This window comes from Streptomyces sp. NPDC005791 (assembly GCF_042871485.1).
In the GTDB taxonomy this organism is placed as follows: domain Bacteria; phylum Actinomycetota; class Actinomycetes; order Streptomycetales; family Streptomycetaceae; genus Streptomyces.
Window position 1 is genome coordinate 34539 of sequence record NZ_JBIAIP010000004.1, and the last position, 26135, is coordinate 60673.

General features: G+C 69.6%; 19 protein-coding genes, 4 tRNA genes and 1 pseudogene. 11 read left to right on the forward strand and 13 right to left on the reverse strand.

Annotated elements, in window-relative coordinates:
- The first annotated feature begins 78 nt into the window (after positions 1-78).
- From hrpA to ACFYSH_RS09665, 3 genes are all read left to right on the forward strand, one after another.
- Entirely contained in the window at positions 79-4011 is a 3933-nt protein-coding gene (gene hrpA / locus ACFYSH_RS09655) for an ATP-dependent RNA helicase HrpA (protein WP_388751696.1), read from the forward strand.
- Between the two features lie 116 nt (positions 4012-4127).
- Positions 4128-4202: transfer RNA gene (locus tag ACFYSH_RS09660), tRNA-Asp, on the forward strand.
- A gap of 142 nt (positions 4203-4344) precedes the next feature.
- Positions 4345-4692, forward strand: coding sequence for a DUF6274 family protein (locus ACFYSH_RS09665; protein ID WP_388751698.1), 348 nt, complete (start codon positions 4345-4347; stop codon positions 4690-4692).
- A 512-nt stretch (positions 4693-5204) separates the two neighbouring features.
- Here ACFYSH_RS09665 and bldC read toward each other — a convergent pair.
- Positions 5205-5411 (reverse strand): developmental transcriptional regulator BldC, encoded by a 207-nt coding sequence (gene bldC / locus ACFYSH_RS09670; RefSeq protein WP_003949541.1) that lies wholly within the window; start codon positions 5409-5411, stop codon positions 5205-5207.
- A gap of 658 nt (positions 5412-6069) precedes the next feature.
- The gene (locus ACFYSH_RS09675; RefSeq protein WP_388751700.1) at positions 6070-6930 is read right to left on the reverse strand and encodes a hypothetical protein; all 861 of its coding nucleotides are present in this window, start codon (positions 6928-6930) and stop codon (positions 6070-6072) included.
- 176 nt (positions 6931-7106) lie between these two features.
- On the opposite strand from ACFYSH_RS09675, the gene ACFYSH_RS09680 reads away from it, so the two are divergent.
- Together ACFYSH_RS09680 and ACFYSH_RS09685 are read left to right on the forward strand one after the other, a co-directional pair.
- On the forward strand, positions 7107-8198 hold the full coding sequence (locus ACFYSH_RS09680; RefSeq protein ID WP_388751701.1) for a Leu/Phe/Val dehydrogenase: 1092 nt from the start codon (positions 7107-7109) through the stop codon (positions 8196-8198).
- 344 nt (positions 8199-8542) lie between these two features.
- Positions 8543-8800 (forward strand): DUF3073 domain-containing protein, encoded by a 258-nt coding sequence (locus ACFYSH_RS09685; RefSeq protein ID WP_359477331.1) that lies wholly within the window; start codon positions 8543-8545, stop codon positions 8798-8800.
- 315 nt (positions 8801-9115) lie between these two features.
- Here the strand turns inward: ACFYSH_RS09685 and purM are convergent, their stop codons facing one another.
- The 8 genes from purM to purS all read right to left on the reverse strand — a co-directional run bounded on the left by purM (position 9116) and on the right by purS (position 18090).
- Positions 9116-10189: a phosphoribosylformylglycinamidine cyclo-ligase gene (purM, locus tag ACFYSH_RS09690; RefSeq protein WP_388751704.1), complete on the reverse strand. Its 1074-nt coding sequence runs from the start codon at positions 10187-10189 to the stop codon at positions 9116-9118.
- Between the two features lie 60 nt (positions 10190-10249).
- Positions 10250-11776, reverse strand: a complete 1527-nt coding sequence (purF, locus tag ACFYSH_RS09695) for an amidophosphoribosyltransferase (RefSeq protein ID WP_359464116.1) — start codon at positions 11774-11776, stop codon at positions 10250-10252.
- 602 nt (positions 11777-12378) lie between these two features.
- On the reverse strand, positions 12379-13233 hold the full coding sequence (locus tag ACFYSH_RS09700; protein ID WP_359464114.1) for an META domain-containing protein: 855 nt from the start codon (positions 13231-13233) through the stop codon (positions 12379-12381).
- 39 nt (positions 13234-13272) lie between these two features.
- Complete coding sequence (locus ACFYSH_RS09705) at positions 13273-14076, reverse strand: sterol carrier family protein (RefSeq protein ID WP_359464112.1); 804 nt, start codon at positions 14074-14076, stop codon at positions 13273-13275.
- Positions 14077-14283: 207 nt separating this feature from the next.
- Positions 14284-14808, reverse strand: a complete 525-nt coding sequence (locus tag ACFYSH_RS09710; RefSeq protein WP_388751707.1) for an ArsR/SmtB family transcription factor — start codon at positions 14806-14808, stop codon at positions 14284-14286.
- 107 nt (positions 14809-14915) lie between these two features.
- Positions 14916-17165 carry a phosphoribosylformylglycinamidine synthase subunit PurL gene (purL, locus tag ACFYSH_RS09715; RefSeq protein WP_359464108.1) on the reverse strand — a complete coding sequence of 750 codons (2250 nt, stop codon included), beginning with the start codon at positions 17163-17165 and terminating at the stop codon, positions 14916-14918.
- The gene (purQ, locus tag ACFYSH_RS09720) at positions 17162-17842 is read right to left on the reverse strand and encodes a phosphoribosylformylglycinamidine synthase subunit PurQ (RefSeq protein WP_359464105.1); all 681 of its coding nucleotides are present in this window, start codon (positions 17840-17842) and stop codon (positions 17162-17164) included. Before purQ ends, purL begins: the two co-directional genes overlap by 4 nt.
- On the reverse strand, positions 17839-18090 hold the full coding sequence (gene purS, locus ACFYSH_RS09725) for a phosphoribosylformylglycinamidine synthase subunit PurS (RefSeq protein WP_033296931.1): 252 nt from the start codon (positions 18088-18090) through the stop codon (positions 17839-17841). Before purS ends, purQ begins: the two co-directional genes overlap by 4 nt.
- Before the next feature lie 397 nt (positions 18091-18487).
- Here purS and ACFYSH_RS09730 point away from each other — a divergent pair, with 397 nt between their 5' ends.
- From ACFYSH_RS09730 to ACFYSH_RS09755, 6 genes and pseudogenes are all read left to right on the forward strand, one after another.
- Complete coding sequence (locus tag ACFYSH_RS09730) at positions 18488-18823, forward strand: Lsr2 family protein (RefSeq protein ID WP_359464102.1); 336 nt, start codon at positions 18488-18490, stop codon at positions 18821-18823.
- 152 nt (positions 18824-18975) lie between these two features.
- A tRNA-Gly gene (locus ACFYSH_RS09735) sits at positions 18976-19047 on the forward strand.
- Between the two features lie 79 nt (positions 19048-19126).
- Positions 19127-19199 (forward strand) — tRNA-Gly (locus tag ACFYSH_RS09740).
- A 169-nt stretch (positions 19200-19368) separates the two neighbouring features.
- Entirely contained in the window at positions 19369-20628 is a 1260-nt protein-coding gene (locus tag ACFYSH_RS09745; RefSeq protein ID WP_388751710.1) for a sensor histidine kinase, read from the forward strand.
- Positions 20629-20642: 14 nt separating this feature from the next.
- Positions 20643-21127, forward strand: a pseudogene (locus ACFYSH_RS09750) (DNA-binding response regulator); the annotation flags it as partial.
- A 22-nt stretch (positions 21128-21149) separates the two neighbouring features.
- Positions 21150-21222: transfer RNA gene (locus ACFYSH_RS09755), tRNA-Gly, on the forward strand.
- Between the two features lie 44 nt (positions 21223-21266).
- Here ACFYSH_RS09755 and ACFYSH_RS09760 read toward each other — a convergent pair.
- The 3 genes from ACFYSH_RS09760 to ACFYSH_RS09770 form a co-directional block, all read right to left on the reverse strand.
- Complete coding sequence (locus tag ACFYSH_RS09760; protein ID WP_388751712.1) at positions 21267-22193, reverse strand: phosphoribosylaminoimidazolesuccinocarboxamide synthase; 927 nt, start codon at positions 22191-22193, stop codon at positions 21267-21269.
- A 115-nt stretch (positions 22194-22308) separates the two neighbouring features.
- Positions 22309-23772 carry a N,N-dimethylformamidase beta subunit family domain-containing protein gene (locus tag ACFYSH_RS09765; RefSeq protein WP_359464094.1) on the reverse strand — a complete coding sequence of 488 codons (1464 nt, stop codon included), beginning with the start codon at positions 23770-23772 and terminating at the stop codon, positions 22309-22311.
- 217 nt (positions 23773-23989) lie between these two features.
- Positions 23990-25750 carry a hypothetical protein gene (locus ACFYSH_RS09770; RefSeq protein WP_388751714.1) on the reverse strand — a complete coding sequence of 587 codons (1761 nt, stop codon included), beginning with the start codon at positions 25748-25750 and terminating at the stop codon, positions 23990-23992.
- Positions 25751-26135: the final 385 nt, after the last annotated feature.

Here is a 26135-nt window from a genome sequence, read left to right on the forward strand (position 1 = left end):
CTGCCCGGGACGATGTGACACGGCTCGGACGAAATACGTTCGCCACTCCTCGCGCCCGGGTGAGATCCTGGGGTCCGTATGTCTACTTCCTTCGCCGATCTCCAGTCCCAGCTCGGGCAGCTCTCGCTCCGCGACGCGCACCGGCTCGGCCGCCGTCTCGAGGGTGCCCGCCGCATCCGTAAGCCCGAGGCCCGTCAGTCCGTGGTGGACGAGATCGCGGCCGAAGCCGGGAAGGCAGCCGGGCGGCTCGCGGGACGCGCCGCGCGGATGCCCGCTCTGTCGTACCCGGAACAGCTTCCCGTCAGCCAGAAGAAGGACGAGATCCTGGAGGCGATCCGCGACCACCAGGTCGTGATCGTCGCTGGTGAGACCGGATCGGGAAAGACCACGCAGATCCCCAAGATCTGCATGGAGCTGGGGCGCGGCGTCCGGGGCATGATCGGGCACACCCAGCCCCGTCGGATCGCGGCCCGGACGGTCGCCGAACGTGTCGCGGACGAGCTGAACACCCCGCTCGGCGAGGCCGTCGGCTGGAAGGTGCGCTTCACCGACCAGGTGAATCCGGACGCCACCTTCGTGAAGCTGATGACGGACGGCATCCTGCTGGCCGAGATCCAGACGGACCGCGAACTGCTCGCCTACGACACGATCATCATCGACGAGGCCCACGAGCGGTCGCTGAACATCGACTTCCTGCTGGGTTATCTGGCGAGGCTGCTGCCCAAGCGCCCCGACCTGAAGGTCGTCATCACCTCGGCGACCATCGACCCGGAACGCTTCGCCAAGCACTTCGGCGAGGCGCCGATCGTCGAGGTCAGCGGACGTACGTATCCGGTCGAGGTGCGCTACCGGCCCCTCCTGGAAGACGATTCGGACGACTCCGACCGCGACCAGATCACCGCGATCTGCGACGCCGTCGACGAGCTGGACCATGAGGCCCCGGGCGATGTCCTGGTCTTCCTCTCCGGCGAGCGGGAGATCCGCGACACCGCGGACGCGCTGAACAGACGCAGCCTCAGACACACCGAGGTGCTCCCCCTCTACGCCCGTCTCTCGCACGCCGAGCAGCACCGCGTCTTCCAGCGCCACACGGGACGCAGGATCGTCCTGGCGACGAACGTCGCCGAGACCTCGCTGACCGTCCCCGGCATCAAGTACGTGATCGACCCGGGCAACGCCCGCATCTCCCGCTACAGCCACCGCACCAAGGTCCAGCGGCTGCCGATCGAGCGGATCTCCCAGGCCAGCGCCAACCAGCGCAAGGGCCGCTGCGGCCGTACGTCGGACGGCATCTGCATCCGGCTGTACTCCGAGGACGACTTCGTGACCCGGCCGGAGTTCACCGACCCGGAGATCCTGCGGACCAACCTCGCCTCCGTCATCCTCCAGATGACCGCCGCCGGCCTCGGCGACATCGAGAAGTTCCCCTTCATCGACCCGCCTGACCACCGCAACATCCGCGACGGCGTCCAGCTGCTCCAGGAGCTGGGAGCGCTCGATCCGGCGGAGAAGGATCCGACGAAGCGCCTGACCCCCCTGGGCCGCAAGCTCTCCCAGCTTCCCGTCGACCCGCGCCTGGCCCGCATGGTCATCGAGGCCGAGAAGAACGGCTGCGCCCGCGAGGTCATGGTCATCGCGGCGGCGCTCTCCATCCAGGACCCGCGCGAGCGGCCCTCGGAGAAGCAGACCCAGGCCGATCAGCACCACGCCCGCTTCAAGGACGAGACGTCGGACTTCCTGGCGTTCCTCAACCTGTGGCGCTACATCCGGGAGCAGCAGAAGGAGCGCGGCTCCTCCAGCTTCCGCCGGATGTGCAAGCAGGAGTACCTGAACTTCCTGCGGATCCGTGAGTGGCAGGACATCTACGCACAGCTGCGTACGGTCGCGAAGCAGATGGGCATCGAGGTCAAGGAGTCCTCGACGGGCGCGGACGCGCCGGAACAGTCGGTGCACACCTCGCTGCTGGCCGGCCTGCTGTCGCACATCGGGCTGAAGGACACCGAGAAGAACGAGTACCTGGGCGCCCGCAGCGCCAAGTTCGCGATCTTCCCCGGGTCCGCGTTGTTCAAGAAACAGCCGCGCTTCGTGATGTCGGCCGAGCTGGTCGAGACGTCCCGGCTGTGGGCCCGGGTCAACGCGAAGGTCGAGCCGGAGTGGATCGAGCCACTCGCCCAGCACCTGCTGAAGCGCACCTACAGCGAGCCGCACTGGGAGAAGGACCAGGCCGCGGTGATGGCGTACGAAAAGGTCACGCTCTACGGGGTGCCGATCGTCGCCCAGCGCAAGATCAATTTCGGCCGTATCGACCAGGAGGCGTCGCGTGATCTGTTCATCCGCAACGCCCTGGTCGAGGGCGACTGGCGCACGCACCACCAGTTCTTCCATGACAATCGCAAACTGCTGGGCGAGGTCGAGGAGTTGGAGCACCGCGCCCGGCGCCGCGACATCCTCGTGGACGACGAGACACTCTTCGATTTCTACGATCGGCGGATCCCGGAACACATCGTCTCCGGGGCGCACTTCGACTCCTGGTGGAAGCACAAGCGCCGTGACGAGCCGGACGCGCTCGACTTCGAACGCTCGATGCTCATCAACGAGAAGGCCGGGGCCGTCACCAAGGACGACTACCCGGACTCCTGGCGGCAGGGAAAACTGAAGTTCCGGGTGACCTACCAGTTCGAGCCGGGCGCGGACGCCGACGGTGTGACCGTCCACATCCCGCTCCAGGTCCTCAACCAGGTCACCTCCGAGGGCTTCGACTGGCAGATCCCGGGCCTGCGCGAAGGGGTGGTCACCGAGCTGATCCGCTCGCTGCCCAAGCCGATCCGCCGGCACTACGTCCCCGCCCCGGACTACGCGGCGAAGTTCCTGGACCGCGCCGTCCCCCTGCAGGAGCCGCTGCCGCTCACGCTGGCCCGTGAACTCCAGCGCATGGTCGGCGTCCCCGTCACCGCGGACGACTTCGACCTGTCCCGGATTCCGGACCACCTGAAGATCACTTTCCGGATCACCGACGAGCGGCGCCGCAAGGTCGCCGAGGACAAGGACCTGGAGGCGCTGAAGATCCAGCTGCGCCCGAAGGCCCGCCAGGCCCTCTCCAAGGCCGCCGCGGCCACCGCGGGGCCCTCGGGCGAGTCCATCGAGCGGTCGGGCCTCACCGACTGGACGATCGGCACGCTGAACCGCGTCTTCGAGACGCGGCGGGCCGGCCAGCCGGTGAAGGCCTACCCGGCCCTGGTCGACCAGGGCGAGAGCGTGGCCGTGCGGCTCTTCGACACGGAGGCCGAGCAACAACAGGCGATGTGGCGCGGCACCCGGAAGCTGATCCTGCTGAACATCCCCGTGAATCCGGCGAAGTTCGCCTCGGACAAGCTCAGCAACCAACAGAAGCTGGCGCTGTCCCGTAATCCGCACGGCTCCGTCCAGGCGCTGTTCGACGACTGCGCCACCGCGGCGGCCGACCGGCTGATCGCCGCGCACGGCGGACCGGCCTGGGACGAGGCGTCGTTCCGGAAGCTGTACGACAAGGTGCGCGCCGACCTGGTGGACCTCACCGTCCGCACGGTCGGCCAGGTGCAGCAGATCCTGGCCGCCTGGCAGGCCTGCGAGCGCCGGCTGAAGGCGACGAACAGCCTGGTCCTGATCAACAACGTCACGGACGTACGGGACCACCTGGCCCGGCTGATGCCACCGGGTTTCGTCACCGCGACCGGGCTGCGCAGGCTGCCCGACCTGATGCGCTACCTGGTCGCCGAGGACCGCAGGCTGCAGCAGATGCCGACGAACGTCCAGCGCGACACCACGCGCATGGAGAAGGTCCACGAGATGCAGGACGAGTACGCCTGGCTGCTCGAACAGCTGCCCAAGGGGCGGCCCGTGCCCCAGGACGTCCTGGACATCCGCTGGATGATCGAGGAGCTTCGTGTGAGCTACTTCGCGCACGCCTTGGGTACCGCACAGCCCGTCTCGGACAAGCGGATCGTGAAGGCGATCGACGCGGCGGCGCCGTGATCCGGCCCGCCCCGGGCACGTAACGGGCTCACCACTGTGGGTGAGTTCGACCTGGCCCGCGGACCTCCTGTACAGTCTGTCTTCGCAGCCGGACGAAAGAACGGCAGCGAAAACCTGGTCCTGTGGAGCAGTTTGGAGTGCTCGCCACCCTGTCAAGGTGGAGGCCGCGGGTTCAAATCCCGTCAGGACCGCAGTAGACGAAAGCCCGGATCCTCTGGATCCGGGCTTTCGTGCGTCTTGACTCCGGCGCCCGTCGCGAGTAACTCCGTAGGACGGAGTCCGCCCCTGTTTCCCTCGGCGCGGGGCGGCCGGGTCCACCGGGAGGCCGCACGCATGCCTGCGCCCACGGAAAGGCACGAGACCCGCGCGCTGCTGCACGCCCACCTGGCGGCCGCCTCCGGCTACCGCCACCTCACCCGGCACTGCCCGATCTGCCACCGCCTGCTACGGCTCGCCATGGAGCCCCTGACGGCCCCACAGGCCCCGTACGCGTCCGGGGAGTCCGACAACGCGACCGGGGGGCGGCCGGCCCCGGAGGTCGCCACTGACGGTCCCGGAAGAGGTGCGGGCGACGAGGCCGGCGCGGACCACCTCACGGACCGCCTCGCGGACCATCCCCAGGACTGCCCCCGGGGGCATCCATGGGACGGCCCCCGGGGCGAAAGTCCTCCCGCGACATGACCAAGTGCCGCAGCCACGGCCGCCGGACAGTGACAGGCTCGTAGCCGGCAGGACCGCATCGATGTGACGGGAGTCACCCAATCGGTTATGGGCAGGGGGGACTTTACCCACTTCCTACAACTGGCGAATTTAATATGTGCAATTGCACTGCCTGGGAAGTACATCCCGGACCGTTCCGCCCGAGCCGCCCCACGACGCCCGGGAACCGGGCGAACAGGCCCGAACAGGCCCGACCGAAGCCGCACGCGACCTCCCACAAACCGACCCGTCGGCAGGTTCGGGCAGGCACCCAGGCCGTTGCGGCACCCTCCGTGCACCTTCGGACCACATCCTCCGCACACAAAAAGATCGCGCTGGACCCGGCGGAGTCCAGCGCGATCTGACGACGTGCCCGTATGTCACAGGCATGGCACCCGTTGGGGCGGGCACCCGTCATGTGGAGCTATGAGTGAGGACACCAGGGGTTGGGGGACCCGTCAGTGCCCTGTTGTGGCTGCGGCGACAGGGGTGTGTCAGGCCTCGCTGCGCTGCTGCGGAATACCCGCAAGCAGTGCGCGGACCTCTGCCTCGCGGTACCGGCGATGCCCACCGAGCGTGCGGATGGACGTGAGCTTGCCAGCCTTGGCCCAACGGGTGACCGTCTTCGGGTCCACGCGGAACATCGTGGCGACCTCAGCCGGGGTCAGCAGCGGCTCGGCATCAGGGGTGCGAGCGGTCATGAGCGGCCTCCTCGGGAGAACCGAACCTTCTCGGTTCTTTCCTCTAAATTCTGCACCTTGACCCACGTTGCCCGAAATGGCGGACGCAGGCCGAGTCGGTTATAGGACGAACGGCTTGTCTTCGGCACTACAACTACACCATCCGTCCAGCCACGTCGGCCAAACCGATGGAATTGCCCTCCCAGGTGCCCATCAGCGACGGAAGCCGATGGACCATGCCATAGCGGACAGTCACGCCCCAGTAACGATCAGTCACAGGACAACCAGGAGTCGTCAGAAGTCGTCAGACCCCCCATAGCGTGCAATGCAAAGCATTCCGCCCATAGTTGGGCGAACAGAGTCCTCCCCGGACTCCTTGTCCTATTTTGGCATGAGGAGTAGGGAAGGGCGCAAGGACCCCGTTAGTGCTATCCGTCACGCTTGAGGCAAAGGCCCGGTTCGGGACGTAGGTCCCTGCCACGCGAGTGACTCCCCGCCCCACCTGCCACACGCACCCCGCGCGCCGGGGGTTCACGGACCGTCAGTTTCCGTCAGGCCATCTCCGTTCACCTCCGCCGACTCCCTCGGCGCCCGCAGATGTCGGACACCTCACAGGATGTCTCTTCCCTACGGATAGCGCCTCTATGCGGCAGTGCGCTCCATTTCACACCGCTTCGGGCTAGTTGGAGGATTGTAGGTCACGCACCGCCCGCCAGCGGTCGGCCAGACGCCCGTACGCGACACCCGCCGCATCGCTGTCCCCGGCGCGCAGCGCCGCGATGCCCTCGGCCACGTCCGCGGCCGACCGGTCCGCGGCGAGCTGCTCGGCGCTCAGGGCGTGGACCAGGCCGCCGTAGTCAAGCTCGACCATGGCGCGCGGGTGGAACTCCTCCAGCCAGCGCCCCACCTCCACGAGCCCCTCGGTCAGCGGGCCTTCGTCGACGGTCTCCCGCAACGTCCGCAGCGCCCTCGCCAGCCTGCGCCGCGCCTGCACCATCGGGGTCCGGTAACGCAGCAGCCGAGCACCGTCGGCCCGGCCGGCACCGCCCGCCCCGGCGGTCACGTACTCGCGCTCGTCGTCGTCGAACAGGACGAACCAGCGCACCGGCACATGCCACACCGTGGTCCGGATCCAGGGGCGGGCGTCCGGATTCCGCTCGGCCCACCGCTCGTGGTCCGCCGCCGCCTGCCCCCGCACCACCGGGGGCAGCGCCGCGTCCAGCACACTGGCCGGAAACAGACCCCCCAGTTCACTCAGGGCCAGCCAGCCCCGCATCCGCGTCCGCCACGGACAGACGCAGACCACCCCGTCGACCACCGCGACGAAGGCGTCCCCGCTCTCGTGCACCGGCACCGCCACCGGCGGGGTGGAGACCAGACCCGCCAGCGAACGCCGCAGTTCGTCCTGCGCCGTGGGCAGGACGGAACGCCGCGCGTAACGCGTCCAGTGCCCCCGCTCGGGTTCACGGAAGGCGGCGAGCGGCTCGTACACCCGCAGGTAGGACGCGTAAGGGACGAGCACCGAAGACACCACCGACATGCGGTAAATCGTGTCACGCCGGTACTCCACAGGGGGGTGATCCCGGTCAGGGGAACAGATCTACGTGTCACGAGGACTTACGCTCTTGCCCAGTCGGACCGGCCGGTACCGGCCGGTCCGGGACCCTCCCCACCTTCAGGAGGGGCCCCGCCGCTTCGTACTTGGGAGTCACCACAGTGACCGATGTGACCAGCGCGCCTGCCGATGTACTGCACACCCTGTTCCACTCGGATCAGGGGGGCCACGAGCAAGTCGTGCTCTGCCAGGACCGTGCCAGCGGCCTCAAGGCCGTGATCGCCCTGCACTCCACCGCCCTGGGCCCGGCCCTCGGCGGAACGCGTTTCTATCCGTACGCCTCCGAGGAGGAGGCTGTCGCGGACGCGCTGAACCTCTCGCGCGGCATGTCGTACAAGAACGCCATGGCCGGCCTCGACCACGGCGGCGGCAAGGCCGTCATCATGGGCGACCCCGACCGGATCAAGTCGGAGGAACTGCTCCTGGCCTACGGCCGGTTCGTGGCCTCGCTCGGCGGACGCTATGTGACCGCCTGTGATGTCGGCACGTACGTCGCCGACATGGACGTCGTCGCGCGGGAGTGCCGCTGGACCACCGGCCGCTCCCCCGAGAACGGCGGCGCGGGCGACTCCTCCGTACTCACCGCCTTCGGCGTCTTCCAGGGCATGCGGGCCTCCGCGCAGCACCTGTGGGGGGACCCCACCCTGCGGGGCCGCAAGGTCGGGGTCGCGGGTGTCGGCAAGGTGGGCCGCCACCTGGTCGAGCACCTGCTGAGCGACGGAGCCGAAGTCGTCGTGACGGATGTGCGTGAGGAGTCCGTACGCCGGATCACCGAGCTGCACCCCGAGGTCTCCGTGGCCGTGGACACGGACGCGTTGATCCGCACGGAGGGGCTGGACATCTACGCCCCGTGCGCGCTGGGCGGTGCGCTGAACGACGAGAGCGTGCCCGTCCTCACCGCCAAGGTGGTCTGCGGGGCGGCCAACAACCAGCTCGCCCACACCGGCGTCGAGAAGGACCTTGCCGACCGATCGGTTCTGTACGCGCCCGACTATGTGGTGAACGCCGGTGGCGTGATCCAGGTCGCCGACGAGCTCCACGGTTTCGACTTCGACCGGTGCAAGGCGAAAGCCACGAAGATCTTCGATACCACGCTGGCCATATTCGCACGTGCGAAGGCGGATGGAATCCCGCCGGCAGCGGCGGCGGACCGGATCGCCGAACAGCGGATGGCGGACGCCCGCCGTCACTGACGCGTCACCGCAGCGTCAGCCCTCCGTCACCGGGTGTGCGGACAGCTCCGGTGGCGGAGGGAACGCAAGGGCGGGCGAGGGCCCGCGGAGCATGGGGAGACAAGACTCACTCCGGTCGGCGGGTCGGCCGTCCACAAGAGGTTAAAATCGGGGTTGACCAGCAAGGACGGGCTCCTCTGCGGTCCTGCGCCGAGGCGCGTGACGCGGGCGGCGTACCGTATGGCCGAGGAAGCAGGTACGGTTAAAGCCACGGGCGCGGTCTCTCTGCTGAGAGTCCGTCCCGAAACATGAACGCGTGTCAAGACTCTGGGGCCGTCGAGCCCCGTCACCGAGGGGGTCGAGCCATGGGGCGCGGCCGGGCAAAGGCCAAGCAGACCAAGGTCGCCCGCCAGCTGAAGTACAGCAGCGGCGGGACTGACCTGTCGCGTCTGGCCAATGAGCTGGGCGCATCGCCTTCGAGTCAACCACCGAACGCAGAGCCGTTCGAGGATGACGACGAGGAAGATGACCCGTACGCACAGTACGCGGATCTGTACAACGAGGACGAGGACACGGACGCGGACGACCAGTCCGGTCCGTCGTCACAGCGCCGCGGCGCTTGACCTCGCGCTGACACATCAACCCGGTCCGGGCCTGCCCGGACCGGGTTCTGTGCTGTCCTGGTACGGGGCGGCGCAGTCACCGCGGCCGACGGGTGCCACCCGCCGGTCCGGTGGTGTCGGGCCGGCGGGTGAAGGGTCCTAGGGCGTGTTTCGAAAGTAGCGCCGTCCGCCCGAAGGGCGGGCCTGGCGGCGTCTGGTGCGTACGATCGCAAGGCGGAGGGTCGCCCCGATACTGGATGTACCGGGGTGATCCCGACAATGCGGCGAGCGTGCGTGCCAGGCGTCGCCAGGCAGGCGGGACTTTCGAAACACGCCCTAGCGAGCGTATCCGCCGGTCAGCTCGGCGCCCGTGGTGTGGTCGCCACGCTCGGTGATCTCGCCGGCGACCCAGGAGTCGACACCCCGGTCGGCCAGCGTCGTCAGAGCCACGTCCACCGAATCCGCCGGGACGATCGCGATCATGCCGACACCCATGTTGAGCGTCTTCTCCAGCTCCAGCTGCTCGACCTTGCCGGCCGTGCCGACCAGGTCGAAGACGGCTCCCGGAGTCCAGGTGGAGCGGTCGACCGTGGCGTGCAGCCCGTCCGGGATCACCCGGGCCAGGTTGCTGGCCAGGCCACCACCGGTGACGTGGCTGAAGCCGTGCACCTCCGTCGTGCGGGTCAGCGCCAGGCAGTCCAGGGAGTAGATCCTGGTGGGCTCCAGGAGCTCCTCGCCGAGCGTCCTGCCGAACTCCTCGACCTGCCGGTCCAGGGTCCAGCCGGCCCGGTCGAAGACCACGTGGCGGACGAGCGAGTACCCGTTCGAGTGAAGACCGGACGACGCCATCGCGATCACGGCGTCACCCTTACGGATACGATCCGGGCCGAGCAGGCGGTCGGCCTCGACCACGCCTGTGCCGGCACCCGCGACGTCGAAGTCGTCCGGACCCAGAAGGCCAGGGTGCTCGGCCGTCTCTCCGCCGACCAGGGCGCAGCCCGCCAGGACGCAGCCTTCGGCGATGCCCTTCACGATGGCCGCGACACGCTCGGGGTGCACCTTGCCGACACAGATGTAGTCGGTCATGAAGAGCGGTTCCGCGCCGCAGACGACCAGGTCGTCCACGACCATGCCGACGAGGTCGTGGCCGATGGTGTCGTACACACCCATCTGCCGGGCCAGATCGACCTTCGTGCCGACGCCGTCGGTGGCGGAGGCGAGCAGCGGGCGCTCGTAACGCTTGAGCGCCGAGGCGTCGAAGAGGCCGGCGAATCCGCCGAGGCCGCCGAGGCCCGCGACCTCGGGGCGCTGCGTCTTCTTCACCCACTCCTTCATCAGCTCGACGGCGCGGTCACCGGCTTCGATGTCGACGCCCGCCGCAGCGTAGGAAGCACCTGTTGTCTCAGACATTGCCCGGGATCTTTCGTGTGGGAATACGGGGCTGGTGGGGAAGCAGCCGGTCGGTCCGGGTCACGGACGACGCAGCGCGTCGGCCGCCGCGGTCGCTGCGGGGCCGGCCGCCAGCTCGGTCTCCAGCAGCTGCTTGCCGAGCAGCTCCGGGTCCGGGAGCTCCATCGGGTATTCCCCGTCGAAGCAGGCGCGGCAGAGGTTCGGCTTGGCGATCGTCGTCGCCTCGACCATCGCGTCGAGCGAGATGTACGCGAGGGAGTCGGCACCCATGGAGGTGGCGATCTCGTCGACGGACATGCCGTTGGCGATCAGCTCGGCGCGCGTCGCGAAGTCGATGCCGAAGAAGCAGGGCCACTTCACGGGCGGGGAGGAGATCCGGATGTGGATCTCGGCGGCGCCCGCCTCACGGAGCATCCTGACCAGCGCCCGCTGGGTGTTGCCGCGGACGATCGAGTCGTCGACGACCACCAGGCGCTTGCCCTTGATGACTTCCTTGAGCGGATTGAGCTTGAGACGGATACCCAGCTGACGGATGGTCTGTGAGGGCTGGATGAAGGTCCGGCCGACATAGGCGTTCTTGACCAGTCCGGCACCGAACGGAATGCCGCTCGCCTCGGCGTAGCCGATGGCCGCAGGGGTGCCCGATTCCGGCGTCGCTATGACCAGATCGGCCTCGACGGGGGCCTCGACCGCCAGCTTCCGGCCCATCTCGACCCGGGAGAGGTAGACGTTCCGCCCGGCGATGTCGGTGTCGGGGCGTGCCAGATAGACGTACTCGAAGACGCAGCCCTTGGGCTTCGCTTCTGCGAAGCGGGAGGTACGGAGGCCGTTCTCGTCGATGGCGACGAGCTCGCCCGGCTCGATCTCACGGACGAAGCTGGCACCGCAGATGTCGAGAGCGGCGGACTCCGAGGCCACCACCCAGCCACGCTCCAGCCGGCCGAGGACCAGGGGGCGGATGCCCTGCGGGTCACGGGCGGCGTAGAGGGTGTGCTCGTCCATGAAGACGAGCGAGAAGGCGCCCTTGACCTCGGGGAGCACCTTTGCGGCGGCCTCCTCGATGGTGAGCGGCTTGTCGTCGTCATCTCTCTGGCCCGCGAGCAGCGCGGTCACCAGATCGGTGTCGTTGGTCGCCGCGACCTGGGTGGCACGGCCGTCCTTGCGAGGAAGGTCGGCGACCATCTCCGCGAGCTGGGCCGTGTTGACCAGGTTGCCGTTGTGACCCAGGGCGATCGAGCCGTGCGCCGTGGCACGGAACGTCGGCTGCGCGTTCTCCCACACCGAGGCACCGGTGGTGGAGTAACGGGCATGACCGACCGCGATGTGGCCCTGGAGCGATCCCAGAGATGTTTCGTCGAAGACCTGCGAGACCAGTCCCATGTCCTTGAAGACCAGGATCTGGGACCCGTTGCTCACTGCGATGCCCGCGGACTCCTGTCCACGGTGCTGCAGGGCATACAGTCCGAAATAGGTGAGCTTGGCGACCTCTTCGCCGGGAGCCCAGACACCGAAGACGCCGCAAGCGTCCTGGGGGCCTTTCTCTCCGGGGAGCAGGTCGTGGTTGAGTCGTCCATCACCACGAGGCACACCACCGAGTGTAGGCGAGATCGACCACCGGTCCGAATTGGGTGGGCCCTTGACAGTGGCTGACGACGGGGTTGCGGTGCGCTGCCCGCCGGGGCCCGGACAGGGGTCACGCGCTCACCCGGTGTGATCGGGGTGGCCCCTCCTCTCCGCCCCGGTAGGGCCTCGCAGGGCCCGACGGCCGGGACAGGCGGCGGTTACCGGCCGGTCGGGCAACTCGGCGGCAGCGAGCCGCGATCACTCCGCTCGTGGCACTGGGTGAGCTGGAGCAGTCGGCCGAGCGGGCGGTGGCCGAACGCTCGTTTCGTGGCGAGCCTCACATCGCGCGACCGCGTCCGGAGGGCCACGCGGGCCTGCCCGGAGGTCCTCACGGCCGGATCTCGCCGCTCCGACCGGAGTGGCCGGAGTGGCCGGAGTGGCCGGAGTGGCCGGAAAAGCCCGAGTGGCCCGCGTGGGAGGCGCCGGGCGGGTCGGCGTATTCAGGACAGTCTGCTGTCCGAGACCACCATGCCCCGTTGGCTGGGAGGAGACGGACGCCGGCCTGCTCCCCAATCCGACGGGATCCTAGAAGTCCGCCGCGTCCCGAGCGGGACAGCCCCGGCCGGTCAGCCCTTGTCCTCGGCCGCCGGGGCGGACGCGACGAGCCCCTTGCCGCTGTCCGCCTCGATCGACAGCGAGCGGTGATCGATCCTGTACGTCGTCCTCCCCTCCAGCACACCGAGCAACGCGGTCTCCAGTTCCATCTCGGCGCCCGGGCACATCTTCCGGGTGGAGGCGAGCGGACCGAAGGTGAGGGTGGAGCCGGAGACCGCCGCCTTGCCGTGGAAGGAGTTGCACCCGAGGTTCCCCTCCACCGCGCCGTCCTCGCCGAAGGTGAGGTGCGCCTTGTTCTCCGTACCGGCGGGCAGGGAGGCGGCGACGCTGCCGGACAGGAGTCCGGTCACCTTCCAGGTGGTACCGGTCAGCGGGGCCGGGGGCTCGGAGCTGAGGGCGATGGAGTCGCCCTCAGCGGTGGTCAGGGTCAGGGTCCTGGCGTCGCTCCTGCCCGCCACGGCGGCCTTGAGCTCGCCCTTGAAGGCCCGGCCCATCGCTTTCTCGAACTGCTGGACATTCTTCTCGCACCCCATTTCGGTGGTCGTCCCCGGTCCGACGGTGACCTTGTCGCCCTCGACACGGACATCCGCGGTGAAACGGTTGCAGCCCAGGTTGCCCGTGGCCTTCCCCGCGGAGTCGATCTCGACGTGGGCCCCGGCGGGGGCGGTGGTCTTCTCGCCGGCGACGGTCAGGGAGGACACGTTCCAGTGGACACCGGTCACGGACGGCTCCGTCCGTACGGTGCCGCTGCCGTCCCCGGACTCGCCGGAGCCCGCTCCGGAGGAGCCCGACTCCGTACCGCAGGCGGCAAGGGTGAGGGTGGCCAGGACGGCGACGGCGCTGACGGCCATACGTTGTTTGCGCATGGCCCTGGGACGGATCGAGTAGCCGATCCGGTTCCTTCCTCAGCCCGTCAGCGGGAGCAGCGGTGCCAGGTCGGCCCGCTCCCCACTCGCGCTGACCTGTGCCGCGTCCAACGCCTCCGCCCATCGCGTACGCCCGGTGGCCAGCCGGATCCAGGTGAGCGGGTCCGTCTCCACGACGTTGGGCGGCGTGCCCCGGGTGTGCTTGGGGCCACCGATGCACTGGACGACGGCGAAGGGCGGGACGCGCACCTCGACGGAACCGCCGGGCGCCCTGTCCGCGAGGGCGTCGGCGAGCAGCCGGGTGCAGGCGGCGAGTGCCTGGCGGTCGTAGCCGACGGAGAGACCGGCCGCGCGGTTCAGATCGTCGGTGTGCACGACGAGTTCGACGGTGCGGGTGACGAGGAAGTCGCCCAGGCGCATCGTGCCCACGTGGGTCGTCAGCAGCCGGTCTTCCGTGCCGGCGGGCACCAGCTCCGCGAACCGGGCCGCCGTCTCCTCGAACAGCGCGTCGAGGTCGGGCCTGGCCTCAGCGAGATCCCGGGCGCGGCCGGCTGTCCCCGCGGTGTTCACGGCGGTGGCGAAGGGCCATTGCAGAAGGGCGGTCTCCGGCTTGGGCCCGCCGGCCGGCACCGGCAGTTCCATGGCACTGCTGACCCGCTCCAGCGCCATCGCCATGCGCGCCACGAGTTCCCGGACGGTCCACTCCCCGACTCCGGACGGGCCGGCCAGCTGGTCCTCCGTCAGCGCGACCGCCGCCTCCCGGACACGGTCGAACTGGGCCAGGACCGCGCTGCGGGTCCGGCTGAGGTCGTAAGCGCGCGGGCGCTTCTTGGCCGGGGGCATACGGGGGAGACTAACCGGCGCCGCCGACAACGCGCTCCTACCGCGAAGGCGCTCGGTCCCCCGCGAAGTCCGAGGCCTCGGGGAAGTGAGGCCGGTGCAGCCGCGGCGCCCGGTGGCATCGATCAGTCGCTTCCGGCCTTCCCGCCGGTCACCTGGGAACCACCGGTGCCCGGCACACCGGCCCCCGCCCGGTGCCCGTCAGGCTTCTCAGGGCCGGGCGGCCGTGAGCATGACCAACAGCGGAACGACTCGTGCGCCGGGCACCTCGTAGCGCCCGCGGCCCTTCGTCTGCAGCCACCCCGCGGCCGTCAGCAGGCGCAGATGGTGGTAGATCTGGCCGGTCGTGCCCGTCTCGTGCAGCCCGGCCAGCTCGGCAGCGGTACGCCGGCCCGCGAGGATCTCTCGGAGCAGCCGCAGCCGTACCGGATGGCCGAGCGCGGCCAGGGGTTCGGCGGCCTCCGCCCAGTCGGGTCGGTCCTCGTCCGTACCCAGGAGAACCGCGGTGAGCGCACCGTACTGCCACTCGTGCCGCTCACCGGCGGGCAGCTTCACCGCTCCGGTGAACAGCACCCCACCGTCGGCCGCGGCCTCCCCGACCTGTTCGAGCTGGTCCTTCAGCCCGTCCAGAGCCCAGAAGTCACCATCGCCCAGGCTCGGCTGCCCGCCGCCCGCCGCCTGCTCCAGCGCCGCCATCCGGCGCTCAAGCTCGGCGACGCGTTCCTCAAGCTCCACAGAAACACATCCCTACGTAATTACGTAACATCCATCAACATGTCCGGTGAGAACGCCGAAAGCCCCCGTCCGGTCGACCCGGGCGGGGGCTTCGGTACGGGCTGAACTTAAGCGAACAGACCCTCCAGGGTCCCCTCGTGCGCCGTGCGCAGCTCGCTCAGCGGGATGCTGAACTCGCCCTGGATCTCGATCGCCTCGCCGTCCACGACACCGATCCGGGCCACGGGCAGTCCCCGTGCCCCGCACATGTCGTTGAAACGGAGTTCCTCACTGCGCGGGATCGAGACGACCGCGCGGCCGGCCGACTCCGAGAACAGGAAGGTGAAGGCGTCCACACCCTCCGGCACGACCAGCCGGGCACCCTTGCCGCCTCGCAGGCAGGACTCGGTGACCGCCTGGATCAGACCGCCGTCGGAGAGGTCGTGCGCCGCGTCGATCATGCCGTCGCGGGAGGCCGAGATCAGGATCTCGCCGAGCAGCTTCTCGCGTCCCAGGTCCACCTTGGGCGGCATGCCGCCGAGGTGCTGGTGGATGACCTCGGACCAGGCCGAGCCGCCGAACTCCTCGCGGGTCTCGCCCAGGAGGTAGAGCAACTGCCCCTCTTCGGCGAAGGCGACCGGCGTGCGCCGGGTGACGTCGTCGATCACACCGAGGACCGCGACGACGGGCGTCGGGTGGATCGCCGTCTCACCGGTCTGGTTGTACAGCGAGACGTTGCCGCCGGTGACGGGGGTGCCGAGCTCCAGGCAGCCGTCCGCGAGACCCCGGGTGGCCTCGGCGAACTGCCACATGACGTCCGGGTCCTCGGGCGAACCGAAGTTCAGGCAGTCCGAGATCGCGAGCGGCTTGGCGCCGGAGGCGGCGACGTTGCGGTAGGACTCGGCCAGCGCGAGCTGCGCGCCCGTGTACGGGTCGAGCTTGGCGTAACGGCCGTTGCCGTCGGTCGCCATGGCCACGCCCAGGTTCGACTTCTCGTCGATCCGGACCATGCCCGCGTCCTCGGGCATCGCCAGCACGGTGTTGCCCTGCACGAAGCGGTCGTACTGGTCGGTGATCCAGGACTTGGAGGCCTGGTTCGGGGAGCCGACCAGCCTCAGGACCTGCTCGCGCAGCTCCGCGCCGTCTCCCGGACGGGCCAGCTTGCCCGCGTCGTCGGCCTGCAGCGCGTCCTGCCAGGAGGGCCGCGCGAACGGCCGGTGGTAGGTCGGGCCCTCGTGGGCCACGGACCGCGGCGGCACGTCCACGATCTGCTCGCCGTGCCAGAAGATCTCCAGCTGCGAGCCCTCGGTCACCTCACCGATGACGGTGGCGATGACGTCCCACTTCTCGCAGATCTCCATGAAGCGGTCCACGTGCTGCGGCTCCACGATCGCGCACATGCGCTCCTGCGACTCGCTCATGAGGATCTCCTCGGGCGAGAGGGAGGAGTCGCGCAGCGGCACGGTGTCCAGCTCGACGCGCATACCACCGGAGCCCGCGGAGGCCAGCTCGCTCGTGGCGCAGGACAGCCCGGCGCCGCCGAGGTCCTGGATGCCCGCGACGAGCTTCTCCTTGAAGATCTCCAGGGTGCACTCGATGAGGAGCTTCTCCTGGAACGGGTCGCCGACCTGGACGGCGGGGCGCTTGGTGGGCTTGGTGTCGTCGAAGGTCTCCGAGGCCAGCACGGAGACGCCGCCGATGCCGTCGCCGCCGGTGCGGGCGCCGTAGAGGATCACCTTGTTGCCGGGGCCGGAGGCCTGGGCGAGGTGGATGTCCTCGTGCTTCATCACGCCGATGCAGCCGGCGTTGACGAGCGGGTTGCCCTGGTAGCAGGCGTCGAAGACGACCTCGCCGCCGATGTTCGGCAGGCCGAGGCAGTTTCCGTAGCCGCCGATGCCCGCGACGATGCCCGGCAGCACCCGCCGGGTGTCGGGGTGGTCGGCCGCACCGAAGCGCAGCGGGTCGACGACCGCGATCGGACGGGCACCCATGGCCAGGATGTCGCGGACGATGCCGCCGACGCCGGTGGCCGCGCCCTGATAGGGCTCGATGTACGAGGGGTGGTTGTGCGACTCGACCTTGAAGGTGACCGCGTAACCCTGGCCGACGTCGACCACACCGGCGTTCTCCCCGATGCCGACGAGCATCGCGTCGTTGGCGGGGACCTTCTCGCCGAACTGCTTGAGGTGGACCTTGCTGCTCTTGTACGAGCAGTGCTCGGACCACATCACGGAGTACATGGCGAGCTCGGCGCCGGTGGGACGGCGGCCCAGGATCTCGCGGATCCGGGCGTACTCGTCCTCCTTGAGGCCGAGCTCCTTCCAGGGCTGTCCGGCGTCCGGGGTTTCGGCCGCGTGCTTGACCGTGTCCAGGCTCATGCGTTGACCAGCTTCTTGATGATCGAGGTGAAGAAACCCAGGCCGTCGGTGCGACCGGTGCCGATCAGCGGCTCGACGGCGTGCTCCGGGTGCGGCATCAGACCGACGACGTTGCCCGCGGCGTTGGTGATGCCGGCGATGTCGCGCAGCGAGCCGTTCGGGTTGACGTCGGCGTAACGGAAGGCGACGCGGCCCTCGGCCTCCAGCTCGTCGAGCGTGTGCTCGTCGGCGGTGTACCGGCCGTCCACGTTCTTCAGCGGTACGGAGATCTCCTGGCCCGTGGAGTAGTCCGAGGTCCAGGCGGTCTCCGCGTTCTCCACCCGCAGCTTCTGGTCGCGGCAGATGAAGTGGAGGTGGTTGTTGCGCAACATCGCACCGGGCAGCAGGTGTGCCTCGGTCAGGATCTGGAAGCCGTTGCAGATGCCGAGGACCGGCATGCCGGCCTTCGCCTGCTCGATGACGGTCTCCATGACCGGCGAGAAACGCGAGATGGCGCCGGCGCGCAGATAGTCGCCGTAGCTGAATCCGCCCGCCAGGATGACCGCGTCGACCTGGTGGAGGTCCTTGTCGCGGTGCCAGAGGGAGACGGGTTCTCCGCCCGCGATCCGCACGGCCCGCAGGCTGTCCTGGTCGTCGAGCGTGCCGGGAAAAGTGACGACTCCGATACGGGTGGTCACTTCTCCTCCTCCACCTTGACGGTGAAGTCCTCGATGACGGTGTTGGCGAGGAACGTCTCGGCCATCTCGTTAATACGGGCAAGGGCGGCATCGTCGACCGGCCCCTCGACCTCGAGCTCGAAACGCTTTCCCTGACGAACGTCCGCGATTCCGTCGAAGCCGAGACGGGGCAGTGCGCGCTGCACAGCCTGTCCCTGCGGGTCGAGAATCTCCGGCTTGAGCATGACGTCGACTACGACGCGTGCCACTGGCACTCCCGGTGGTGTGGTGCGGCTGTGTCTCCGAGGGGTTCCCCAGATCCCCGCGGGTCCTCTCAGCGTACCTGGCCGGAAATTCTACGCGGGTAGATGCCATCGGGCCGGATCACGGACAGATATCGGGGGCGACAACACCCAGGGAAAATCCTGGGAAAAAAATCTTCACCCGGATTGCAGGCGGACACGTGGAGGCAACACACGGGTGCAACACGCGGATGCAATTGGCCGGGCTTCACAATGCGGCTCCCGCCGCTGTACAAATGAATAGCCGGGAAAGCACGATTGCCCCGGAACAGTCGACAGCCGTCGATCCGTATCCGCCCAGCCGCCGGAAGGCCGGCACCAGCGCATGTCAGCGTGATGGTGCCGTAGGAAAGGACCGATATCCGTGGCTCAGCGCGTAGTAGTTACGCTCTCCGACGACATCGACGGGGGAGAAGCGGCGGAAACGGTCACCTTCGCCCTGGACGGGAAGTCGTACGAGATCGACCTCAATCCCGCCAACGCAAAGAAACTGCGTAAGACGCTGGCTCCGTACGTCGCAGCCGGCCGAAAGCAGACAAATACCGGCAAGCGCGGCACGGCACCCGTGTCGTACCACCACACGTCGCTCGCTCCGGACCCCGCGGCCGTGCGCGCCTGGGCCCGCTCGCACCGCATGGAGGTGCCGGCCCGCGGTCGGATCCCCAAGAAGGTCTACGAGGCGTTCAGCGCGGCCAGTTGAGGGCGGCGCCCGGAATGCCCCTTTCCGTTTCGGCGTCCTCCGACCCCCGGAGCCACCCCTCGGGGAGCCGACTTGCACAACACCCCTGCAGGTCGGCTAGAGTCTGGAGCACGCCGAAGGGCAAGGCCGAAAAGCCGGGTCCGACGCAGCGTGCGGGTGTAGTTCAGTAGTAGAACATCCCCCTTCCAGGGGGAAGGCGCAGTGTGCAATTCCTGTCACCCGCTCTGCACTGCCTTACCGGACCACTGAGTGGATCAGGTAGAGTGGTGAGCGCTCCACCGGTGAAAGCCGAGTGGCGGCAATGCGGACGTAGCTCAGTTGGTAGAGCGCAACCTTGCCAAGGTTGAGGTCGCCAGTTCGAACCTGGTCGTCCGCTCTTGTTTCAAAGGCCCCGGTCGTTCTCGACCGGGGCCTTTGGCGTTCTCGGATATCGACGGCACATGACGTTCGTCATGCGCAGTGATGACAACGCGCACTGCTCACGGCCGTGATCCGGCGGAAGCCTTGAACAAGAAGTCCACGGGGGACGAGGGGGAGCGGGAACCGTGTGGGTACGAGCACAGGTGCGCAGGTGGCAGAAGCGCGAAGGGTTCGACAAGGTCGTCCTCTACACACGCGGGACCATGCACTCCACGGTTTGGGCGATGGTTCTGTGCGTGGTGCTCCTGTCGGTGACACGCCCGGTGCGGCACTCCGACGCGCCCGCCTTCCTGATCGCCGGGACGGTCCTGGCCGCGATCGCGCAGGGTGTCTGCTCGGTTCCGCTGGTCGCCCGGGCTCTCGACAGCTACCTCGGCCGCGAGCCCGTCGCACGACGGCTGATCGCTCTCGCGGCCGGCCTGTCCGTCGCTAACGCGGCAGGCCTGCTGACACTCGGCGGATACACCGGAACCGAAACGTTTCCCGAGCTGACGCTGGCCCTGGGGGCGGTGGTGTGGCCTTTCCTGACGCCCTTCGTCCTCGCCGTACCCGTGTGGGCATCCGGTGCGGCCATCGCTGCGGTCGCCTTCGGCATGAGTGGCGGCACCCTGGTGGCCGGAGCCACCGGATCCTTCGCCTCGACCACGTTGGCGGGGGTGGGCTTCGGCAGTGCGCTGATCTTCGCAACCGTACGTCTCTCCGCCTGGACGCTCGGGATCATGCAGAAGCTCCGCGACGCGCGGGACGTGGAGACCCGGCTGGCGGTCGCCGAGGAGCGTCTGCGGTTCGGGCGGGACATGCACGACGTCCTGGGCCGGAATCTGGCGGTGATCGCGCTGAAGAGCGAACTGGCGGTCGAGCTCGGGCAGCGCGGTAAGCCCGCGGCGATGGAGCAGATGGTCGAGGTGCAGCGCATCGCACGCGCCTCCCAGCAGGAGGTCCGCGATGTCGTACGGGGATACCGGGAGGCCGACCTGAGCACGGAACTGCTGGGCGCCCAGGGCGTCTTGAGGGCGGCCGGAATCGCATGCACCGTCCATGGCGACGGCGGTCAGCTGCCCGCTCCGGTGCAGTCGGTGCTCGGCTGGGCCGTACGGGAGGCGGCCACCAATGTCCTGCGGCACGGCGATCCCCAACGGTGTGCCATCCGGCTGGAGGCCGCAGGGGACGGTGTCAGGTTGGTGGTGGAGAACGACGGCGTGGCGCCCGGACGGACCGTCGTCCCCGGTGGTGGCTCAGGGCTGCACGGGCTCCGGGAACGGCTGGCCGCGGTCGGTGGTTCGCTGGACGCGGGCCCGACGGGTGACGGCCTCTTCCACCTGGCCGCGACAGTCCCGCTGCCCGCGCCGCGGAATGCCGCTTCTTCCCCGCTGAAGAACAGATGACCGGGGCGCCGGGCGCAGTCGCCATGGCGCATCGCACCGGTGTGGCCGTCCTGGACCTCGAGATGCCGGTCGCGGACGGTGTGAAGGTCGCCACATCGTTCTACGGATCCGGCTGGCCGGCTGCCTGGCCGCCGGACGGTGATCGCGACCAGTCACGGCAGACCGGGGACTCTGGAACAGGCGTCGCGTCCGGGCGACCGGGCGTCCACCCCGTGGACGGTCAGCGCCCGGCCGGGGTCATCCGTGCCGTTCACGCGGAACACCGTTACGCGCAAACGGAGTCGGCGGCCGACGCGATCGCCGTCGGGGACTGCCCGCCGACCGCGCGGGAGGCCGAGGTGCCGGAGCCGGCGGCGGACAGGGCACCGGCCGCGGAGATCGCGGAGCGTGCCTCGCTGTCACAGGGGGTGGTGCGCACCTACCTGTCGGCCGCCGCTCCGAGCTCGGAGCGGAGAACCGTCAGGCGGTCGTACGTCTCACACACAAAGGTTGGGTATAGTAGGCATCGCGCTTCGGCGCACGCGGACGTAGCTCAGTTGGTAGAGCGCAACCTTGCCAAGGTTGAGGTCGCCAGTTCGAACCTGGTCGTCCGCTCCGTATGAGAAGGCCCCGGTCCTCGTGACCGGGGCCTTCTTGCGTCACATCTTCTGGGCGGACCAGCTCATGCCCGTCAGGAGCTCGTACGCGTCCAGGTACTTGGCCCGGGTCGCGTCGACGATGTCCTGCGGCAGCGGCGGGGGCGGCTGTTCGCTGTGGCGGTCCCAGCCGGAGGCCGACGAGGTCAGCCAGTCGCGCACGAACTGCTTGTCGTACGAAGGCTGCGCCTTGCCCGGCTCCCAGGTCTCGGCCGGCCAGAAGCGGGAGGAGTCGGGCGTCAGCACCTCGTCCGCGAGGATCAGTTCCTCGCCGCCGTCCGCGGTGGGCGCGAAGCCGAACTCGAACTTCGTGTCGGCGAGGACGATCCCCCGCTCGCGGGCGATGTCCCGGGCGCGGCCGTAGACGTCGAGCGTGGTCCGGCGCAGCACGGCCGCCGTCTCGGGGCCGACCTCGCGGGCGACCTCCTCGTACGAGACGTTCTCGTCGTGATCTCCTACCGCGGCCTTCGTGGCCGGGGTGAAGATGGGCCCCGGGAGCTCGGAGCCGTCGACCAGGCCCTCGGGCAGACCGAGACCGCAGACCGTACGGGTCGCGTTGTACTCGGTCAGGCCGGAGCCCGTCAGATAACCACGCGCCACGCACTCGACCTGGACCATCCGCAGCGAACGGCAGATCAGGGTGCGGCCGGCCCAGTCGGCGGGCGCCCCTGCGGGGAGCTCCGTCGACAGCACGTGGTTGGGGACGAGATCGGCGAGCTGGTCGAACCACCACAGCGACAGCTGGGTGAGGACACGCCCCTTGTCCGGGATCTCGGTGGGCAGGACCCAGTCGTACGCGGAGATGCGGTCGCTGGCGACCATCACGAGGTCACCCGCCTCGTTCCGGTACAGGTCGCGCACCTTGCCGGTGTGCAGATGGGTGAGCCCGGGCACCTGCACGGGCTCGGGCTTTTCTACGAAACCGGACACGCTGCCTCCGCGTAGGTTGATCCAGGAGTCGGTCCGATTGTCCCGCATGCGAAGGAGCCGCGCCGCCAGGGGTCGCCCCCTGGACACGGAGCGGCTTCCCCGGCTGCTCGGCTCGTCAGTCCCGCTTGCAGATCCGGTCGAGCAGATTGGCCGTGGCCCGCTGGATACGGGAGTCGATGTGGCCCGGTCGGTCCAGGGCCGGGGACCAGGCGAAGGTGCCCGAGGCGAAGACGAGCGCGCCGGACGGGGCGCGGTACAGCGAGGTCTCCTGATGCCGGGTGGACCCCTCGCTGTCCGCGTAGGGGGAATGCGCGAGCAGCATGCGGCTCTCATGCTCCGGAAGCGCTGTGCGCGGGAAGTAACGGTCGGCCTCGCCGGCGACCAGCCCGTCGATCTCGTCGCCCTCGGCCGCACCGGTGGCTTCCCAGAGCCAGTGTCCGGCGTTCCGCACGACCAGTGGGTGCGGGTCCGGGACCCGGCCCGCGTACTGGATGCCGAGCAGCTGCTGCTCGGGGCGGTCGATCTCGCGCCACAGCGCGGACTTCCCCGGGCCCCGGCGCTTGCGGCAGGTGAGCAGGCGGTCAGGGACACCCGAAGGTGACGGGCCCAGGCCGACCTGCCAGTACATGGTGTTGGCCGAGAGGAAGACGAGTGAGGTGCCGGTGTCCCGGGCGAGCTCGGTGGTGCGGCGCATCGGCACCGACCAGTACTCGTCGTGGCCGGGGAAGACCAGGCCCCGGTAACGGCTGGGGTCGACGCGGCCGGCGTGGAGGTCACGGGCGTCGGCGTACGCGAGGTCGTAGCCGTAACGCTCGGCCCAGCGGATGAAGTCGTAGGCGTGGCCGACGTGGAGGGGCAGGCCCGCACCGGCGTAGGGGCGGTCGAACGAGATGGTGACGGCGGCGTCCTCCTCTCCCAGCAGCCGGCCCTGCTCGTCCCAGGCGTGGTAGAGACTCGCTCCGGTACGGCCGTCCTCCGGATAGAGGTTGTACGCCTGCCAGGTGACGTCGGGGAGCAGGAGCAGCAGGTCCGCCGGGTGGTCGTCGCGGACCGTGAAGGGGACGTGCGAGCGGTGGCCGTCGGCGGTGGTGAGCACGGCGACGTAGGCACCCACCGACCAGTAGCTGGGGATCTGGAGCCGCCAGGAGAGCCACCAGTGATGGCAGGAGACCGTCCGGTCGGCGGTCATGGGCGGCGGCTGGACGATGCCGGAGAGACGGGGACTCGTGGTGATCTTCGCGGCCCCGTCGCCCGCGTAGTGCCCGATGCGGTAGACGTCGACGGAGAACTGCTGCGGCGGGTCCACGGTGATGTGGAAGTCGATCGCCTCGCCGGGCGCCGCCGCTCCGGGGGACACGAACCCCTTGATCTGCCGGCGCACGTCGTCGGCCGTACGCGTGCCGCCACCGGATCCACCGCGACCGAGGTCGGGGTCGACGTACCAGGGGACGACCTGTCCGGTGTCGTCGAAGTAGGTCTCGCTGCCGCGCAGCCAGGGCAGCGGACCCTGCCCGAAGGGGTCGCTCACGGCATGCGCGAGGGCACCCGATTCCCACCGCCGGATATGCTCCGCCCCCATCCCGCTCCCCTCCCTCGTCCCCCGAAACATCCGATGCGCCGGATGTCGGCGCCGGGTTCAGCACATCACATTACGCAGGCGCTCCGTCACCGTTCGTCGCGAATTGATGGCAACAAAGCCCGATCTTCCGCGTATTGGGAGGACATTTAGGTTATTTAGCCACCTTGGTGGACGGACGGTCGTCCAACTCGGGCTTCCCCCGGCGCAGACGCACCTCTCATCCCAGGCGCACGGGCTTGTCGGTGCGCACCCCGACCGCGGTGAGCCAGGAGAGCAGTGGCTCCGCGTCCCCGTCCTCGACGAGGCTCAGCACCGGGGCACCGAGGTCCGACCGGCGTCCGCCGTCGACCAGCAGCGCGGGACCGTCGAGCCAGTCGAGCCCGGGGGAGGCTCCTGCCGTGTCCACGGCGGCGCAGCAGACCATCGCCACGACGTGGTCGGCGAGCAGTTCCGTGCCCGTACGCGGCGGCTGGAGGGGGAAGAGCGGGACCGGGACAGCCCCCCAGAGGTCGACGGGGCCGGTGCCCGCCCCTGCCCCGGTGCCGGCCGCCGAGGTGCCGCTCGCGCCGGTCGGGAGCCGGGGGGACGCCTTCTCCTCGTCGCGGGCGACGGCGGCACCGATCCCGGCCGCGAGCGCTTCGCTGTCGGCGCCTGGTGTGGCGAGGTGGTCGATCACACGCGCCAGTGTGGGTACGGCGGCGCCATCCCCCGGCGCCGTGCCCGACGCCGGCCCCTGCACTGTGTCCGGCACCCGCACCGAGACGCCGGGGGCCACGCCCATGGCGTCGAGCACCCGGTGCAGCCGGGCGGCCTCCGTACGCCATTTCCGGTCCACGACCTCTTCCGGATACTGCTGCCAGTCGACCGGGGACCAGCCGGGTCCGGTTTCCGCCGGTCCACCGTGGAACAAGCGGGCGGCCAGCAGCGAGGCCGCCTCGTCGGCCGCGCCCGGCTCCTCGATCAGATCGCAGGCGGGACGCTCCCCCAGCCGGGAGGCGTAGCCCTCGGCGAGGCGGTCGCGCCGGGAGAGCTCCGTGAGCGCGGAGACGACACCGGCGTCGAGCCGGGAGGGCCAGCGCCCCATCCGCCAGGCGGGCAGCGCGACCCGGGTCAGCAGCCGGTCCCAGCCCGCGTACGCCAGGCCGACCTGTTCCTGGGCGACGATCCGCAGCCCGTGGTCCACCTCCTGGGCGCGCCCCGACGCGGCAGCGGCGACGCCCCGCTCCATCTCGGCCGCGTGCCCGCGACAGCCGCGCAGCAGCACCCTGGCGATCCATCCCACGAAGGCGGCCGGAATCCTGCGTACGAGCCCTTGCCCGGGCACCTCGGCGTCTCCGACCGCGGCGTCCAGGCCGCGGACGAAACGGCGGGCGGCGGCTATGTCGGGGTGCGCGGACGGCCCGGTACCCGCGACGACCGGGGCCAGCACCGCCCGCAACTCGGCGACCCGCATCCACCACAGGAAGGGGGAACCGATGACCAGCACCGGCGCCGCCGGCAGATGGCGCCTCCGGGCCCTCGTGAAGCCCTTGAGATCCGTGCTCCCAGGCTGTGCGGCGGGGTGCGTACGGTCTTCCAACCAGCTGTCGCAGTCCGGGGTCAGCGCTATGGCCGACGGCGCCGGGACGTCGAGCCGGTCGGCGAGGTCGCGGACCAGCCGGTAGAGATCGGGGGCCGCCGCCTCGGTGAGAGGCACGGTGGGAGTGACAGCAGGCCTCGCGCGTGCCACCACCACGGCGACCGCGGCCGCGAGCAGCAGGACCACGGCGGCGCAGGCCGTCACCGCCCAGCTGACGGTGGACCACACACCTGAGCCGATGCGCCCCTGGGCGCCCGCGACGAGCAGCACGACGGCCACGCCCGCCGGCAGGATGGCCAGGGCCGGGGGGGGGGCGGGGGGGGGGCGGCCCCCCCCCCCCACGGCTCCGGTGCGCGCTGCGTGCGCACCCAGCTCCTCAACCGAACCGGTACCGGACACGGCTGCACGTCACCCCCTCTGCCCCCGCGACGGTGTTGGTCACTCCCCCACTGTGGCACCCGTCACTGACATCGCAATGCCGGTGGGCCAAGTGCCGGAACGCCTGCGCCGCACCATAGTTGGGCCCTCGGCGGGCGTCATCCGGATGGCCGAGTCGTCACCCGATGGAATGGCTTTGGGCAAAGCTGCTGACGGGTCGGCGTGCAGACGTTCGGTGATACCGAGGCCTCGGTCCCGGGTCGGCCGACAGGCGCGGCCCGTGCCCCGGCCGCGAGGCGCGGGACGCGCCTGTGCCCGGCGCCTCCGTGGAGGGCCGGGCACAGGCGCGAGCGGATCGCGGACCGCCTCGGACCGTTCTCAAGCTGCCGCAGCCGTCTCGGGAACG

What these genes read in the sequence shown, in the direction of transcription:
- purM (WP_388751704.1), bottom strand. Translation starts at nt 10,189, where the DNA reads ATGTCTGAGACAACAGGTGCTTCCTACGCTGCGGCGGGCGTCGACATC.
- bldC (WP_003949541.1), bottom strand. Translation starts at nt 5,411, where the DNA reads ATGACCGCTCGCACCCCTGATGCCGAGCCGCTGCTGACCCCGGCTGAG.
- ACFYSH_RS09685 (WP_359477331.1), top strand. Translation starts at nt 8,543, where the DNA reads ATGGGGCGCGGCCGGGCAAAGGCCAAGCAGACCAAGGTCGCCCGCCAG.
- ACFYSH_RS09665 (WP_388751698.1), top strand. Translation starts at nt 4,345, where the DNA reads ATGCCTGCGCCCACGGAAAGGCACGAGACCCGCGCGCTGCTGCACGCC.
- ACFYSH_RS09765 (WP_359464094.1), bottom strand. Translation starts at nt 23,772, where the DNA reads ATGGGGGCGGAGCATATCCGGCGGTGGGAATCGGGTGCCCTCGCGCAT.
- ACFYSH_RS09675 (WP_388751700.1), bottom strand. Translation starts at nt 6,930, where the DNA reads ATGTCGGTGGTGTCTTCGGTGCTCGTCCCTTACGCGTCCTACCTGCGG.
- purL (WP_359464108.1), bottom strand. Translation starts at nt 17,165, where the DNA reads ATGAGCCTGGACACGGTCAAGCACGCGGCCGAAACCCCGGACGCCGGA.
- ACFYSH_RS09705 (WP_359464112.1), bottom strand. Translation starts at nt 14,076, where the DNA reads ATGCCCCCGGCCAAGAAGCGCCCGCGCGCTTACGACCTCAGCCGGACC.
- hrpA (WP_388751696.1), top strand. Translation starts at nt 79, where the DNA reads ATGTCTACTTCCTTCGCCGATCTCCAGTCCCAGCTCGGGCAGCTCTCG.
- ACFYSH_RS09700 (WP_359464114.1), bottom strand. Translation starts at nt 13,233, where the DNA reads ATGCGCAAACAACGTATGGCCGTCAGCGCCGTCGCCGTCCTGGCCACC.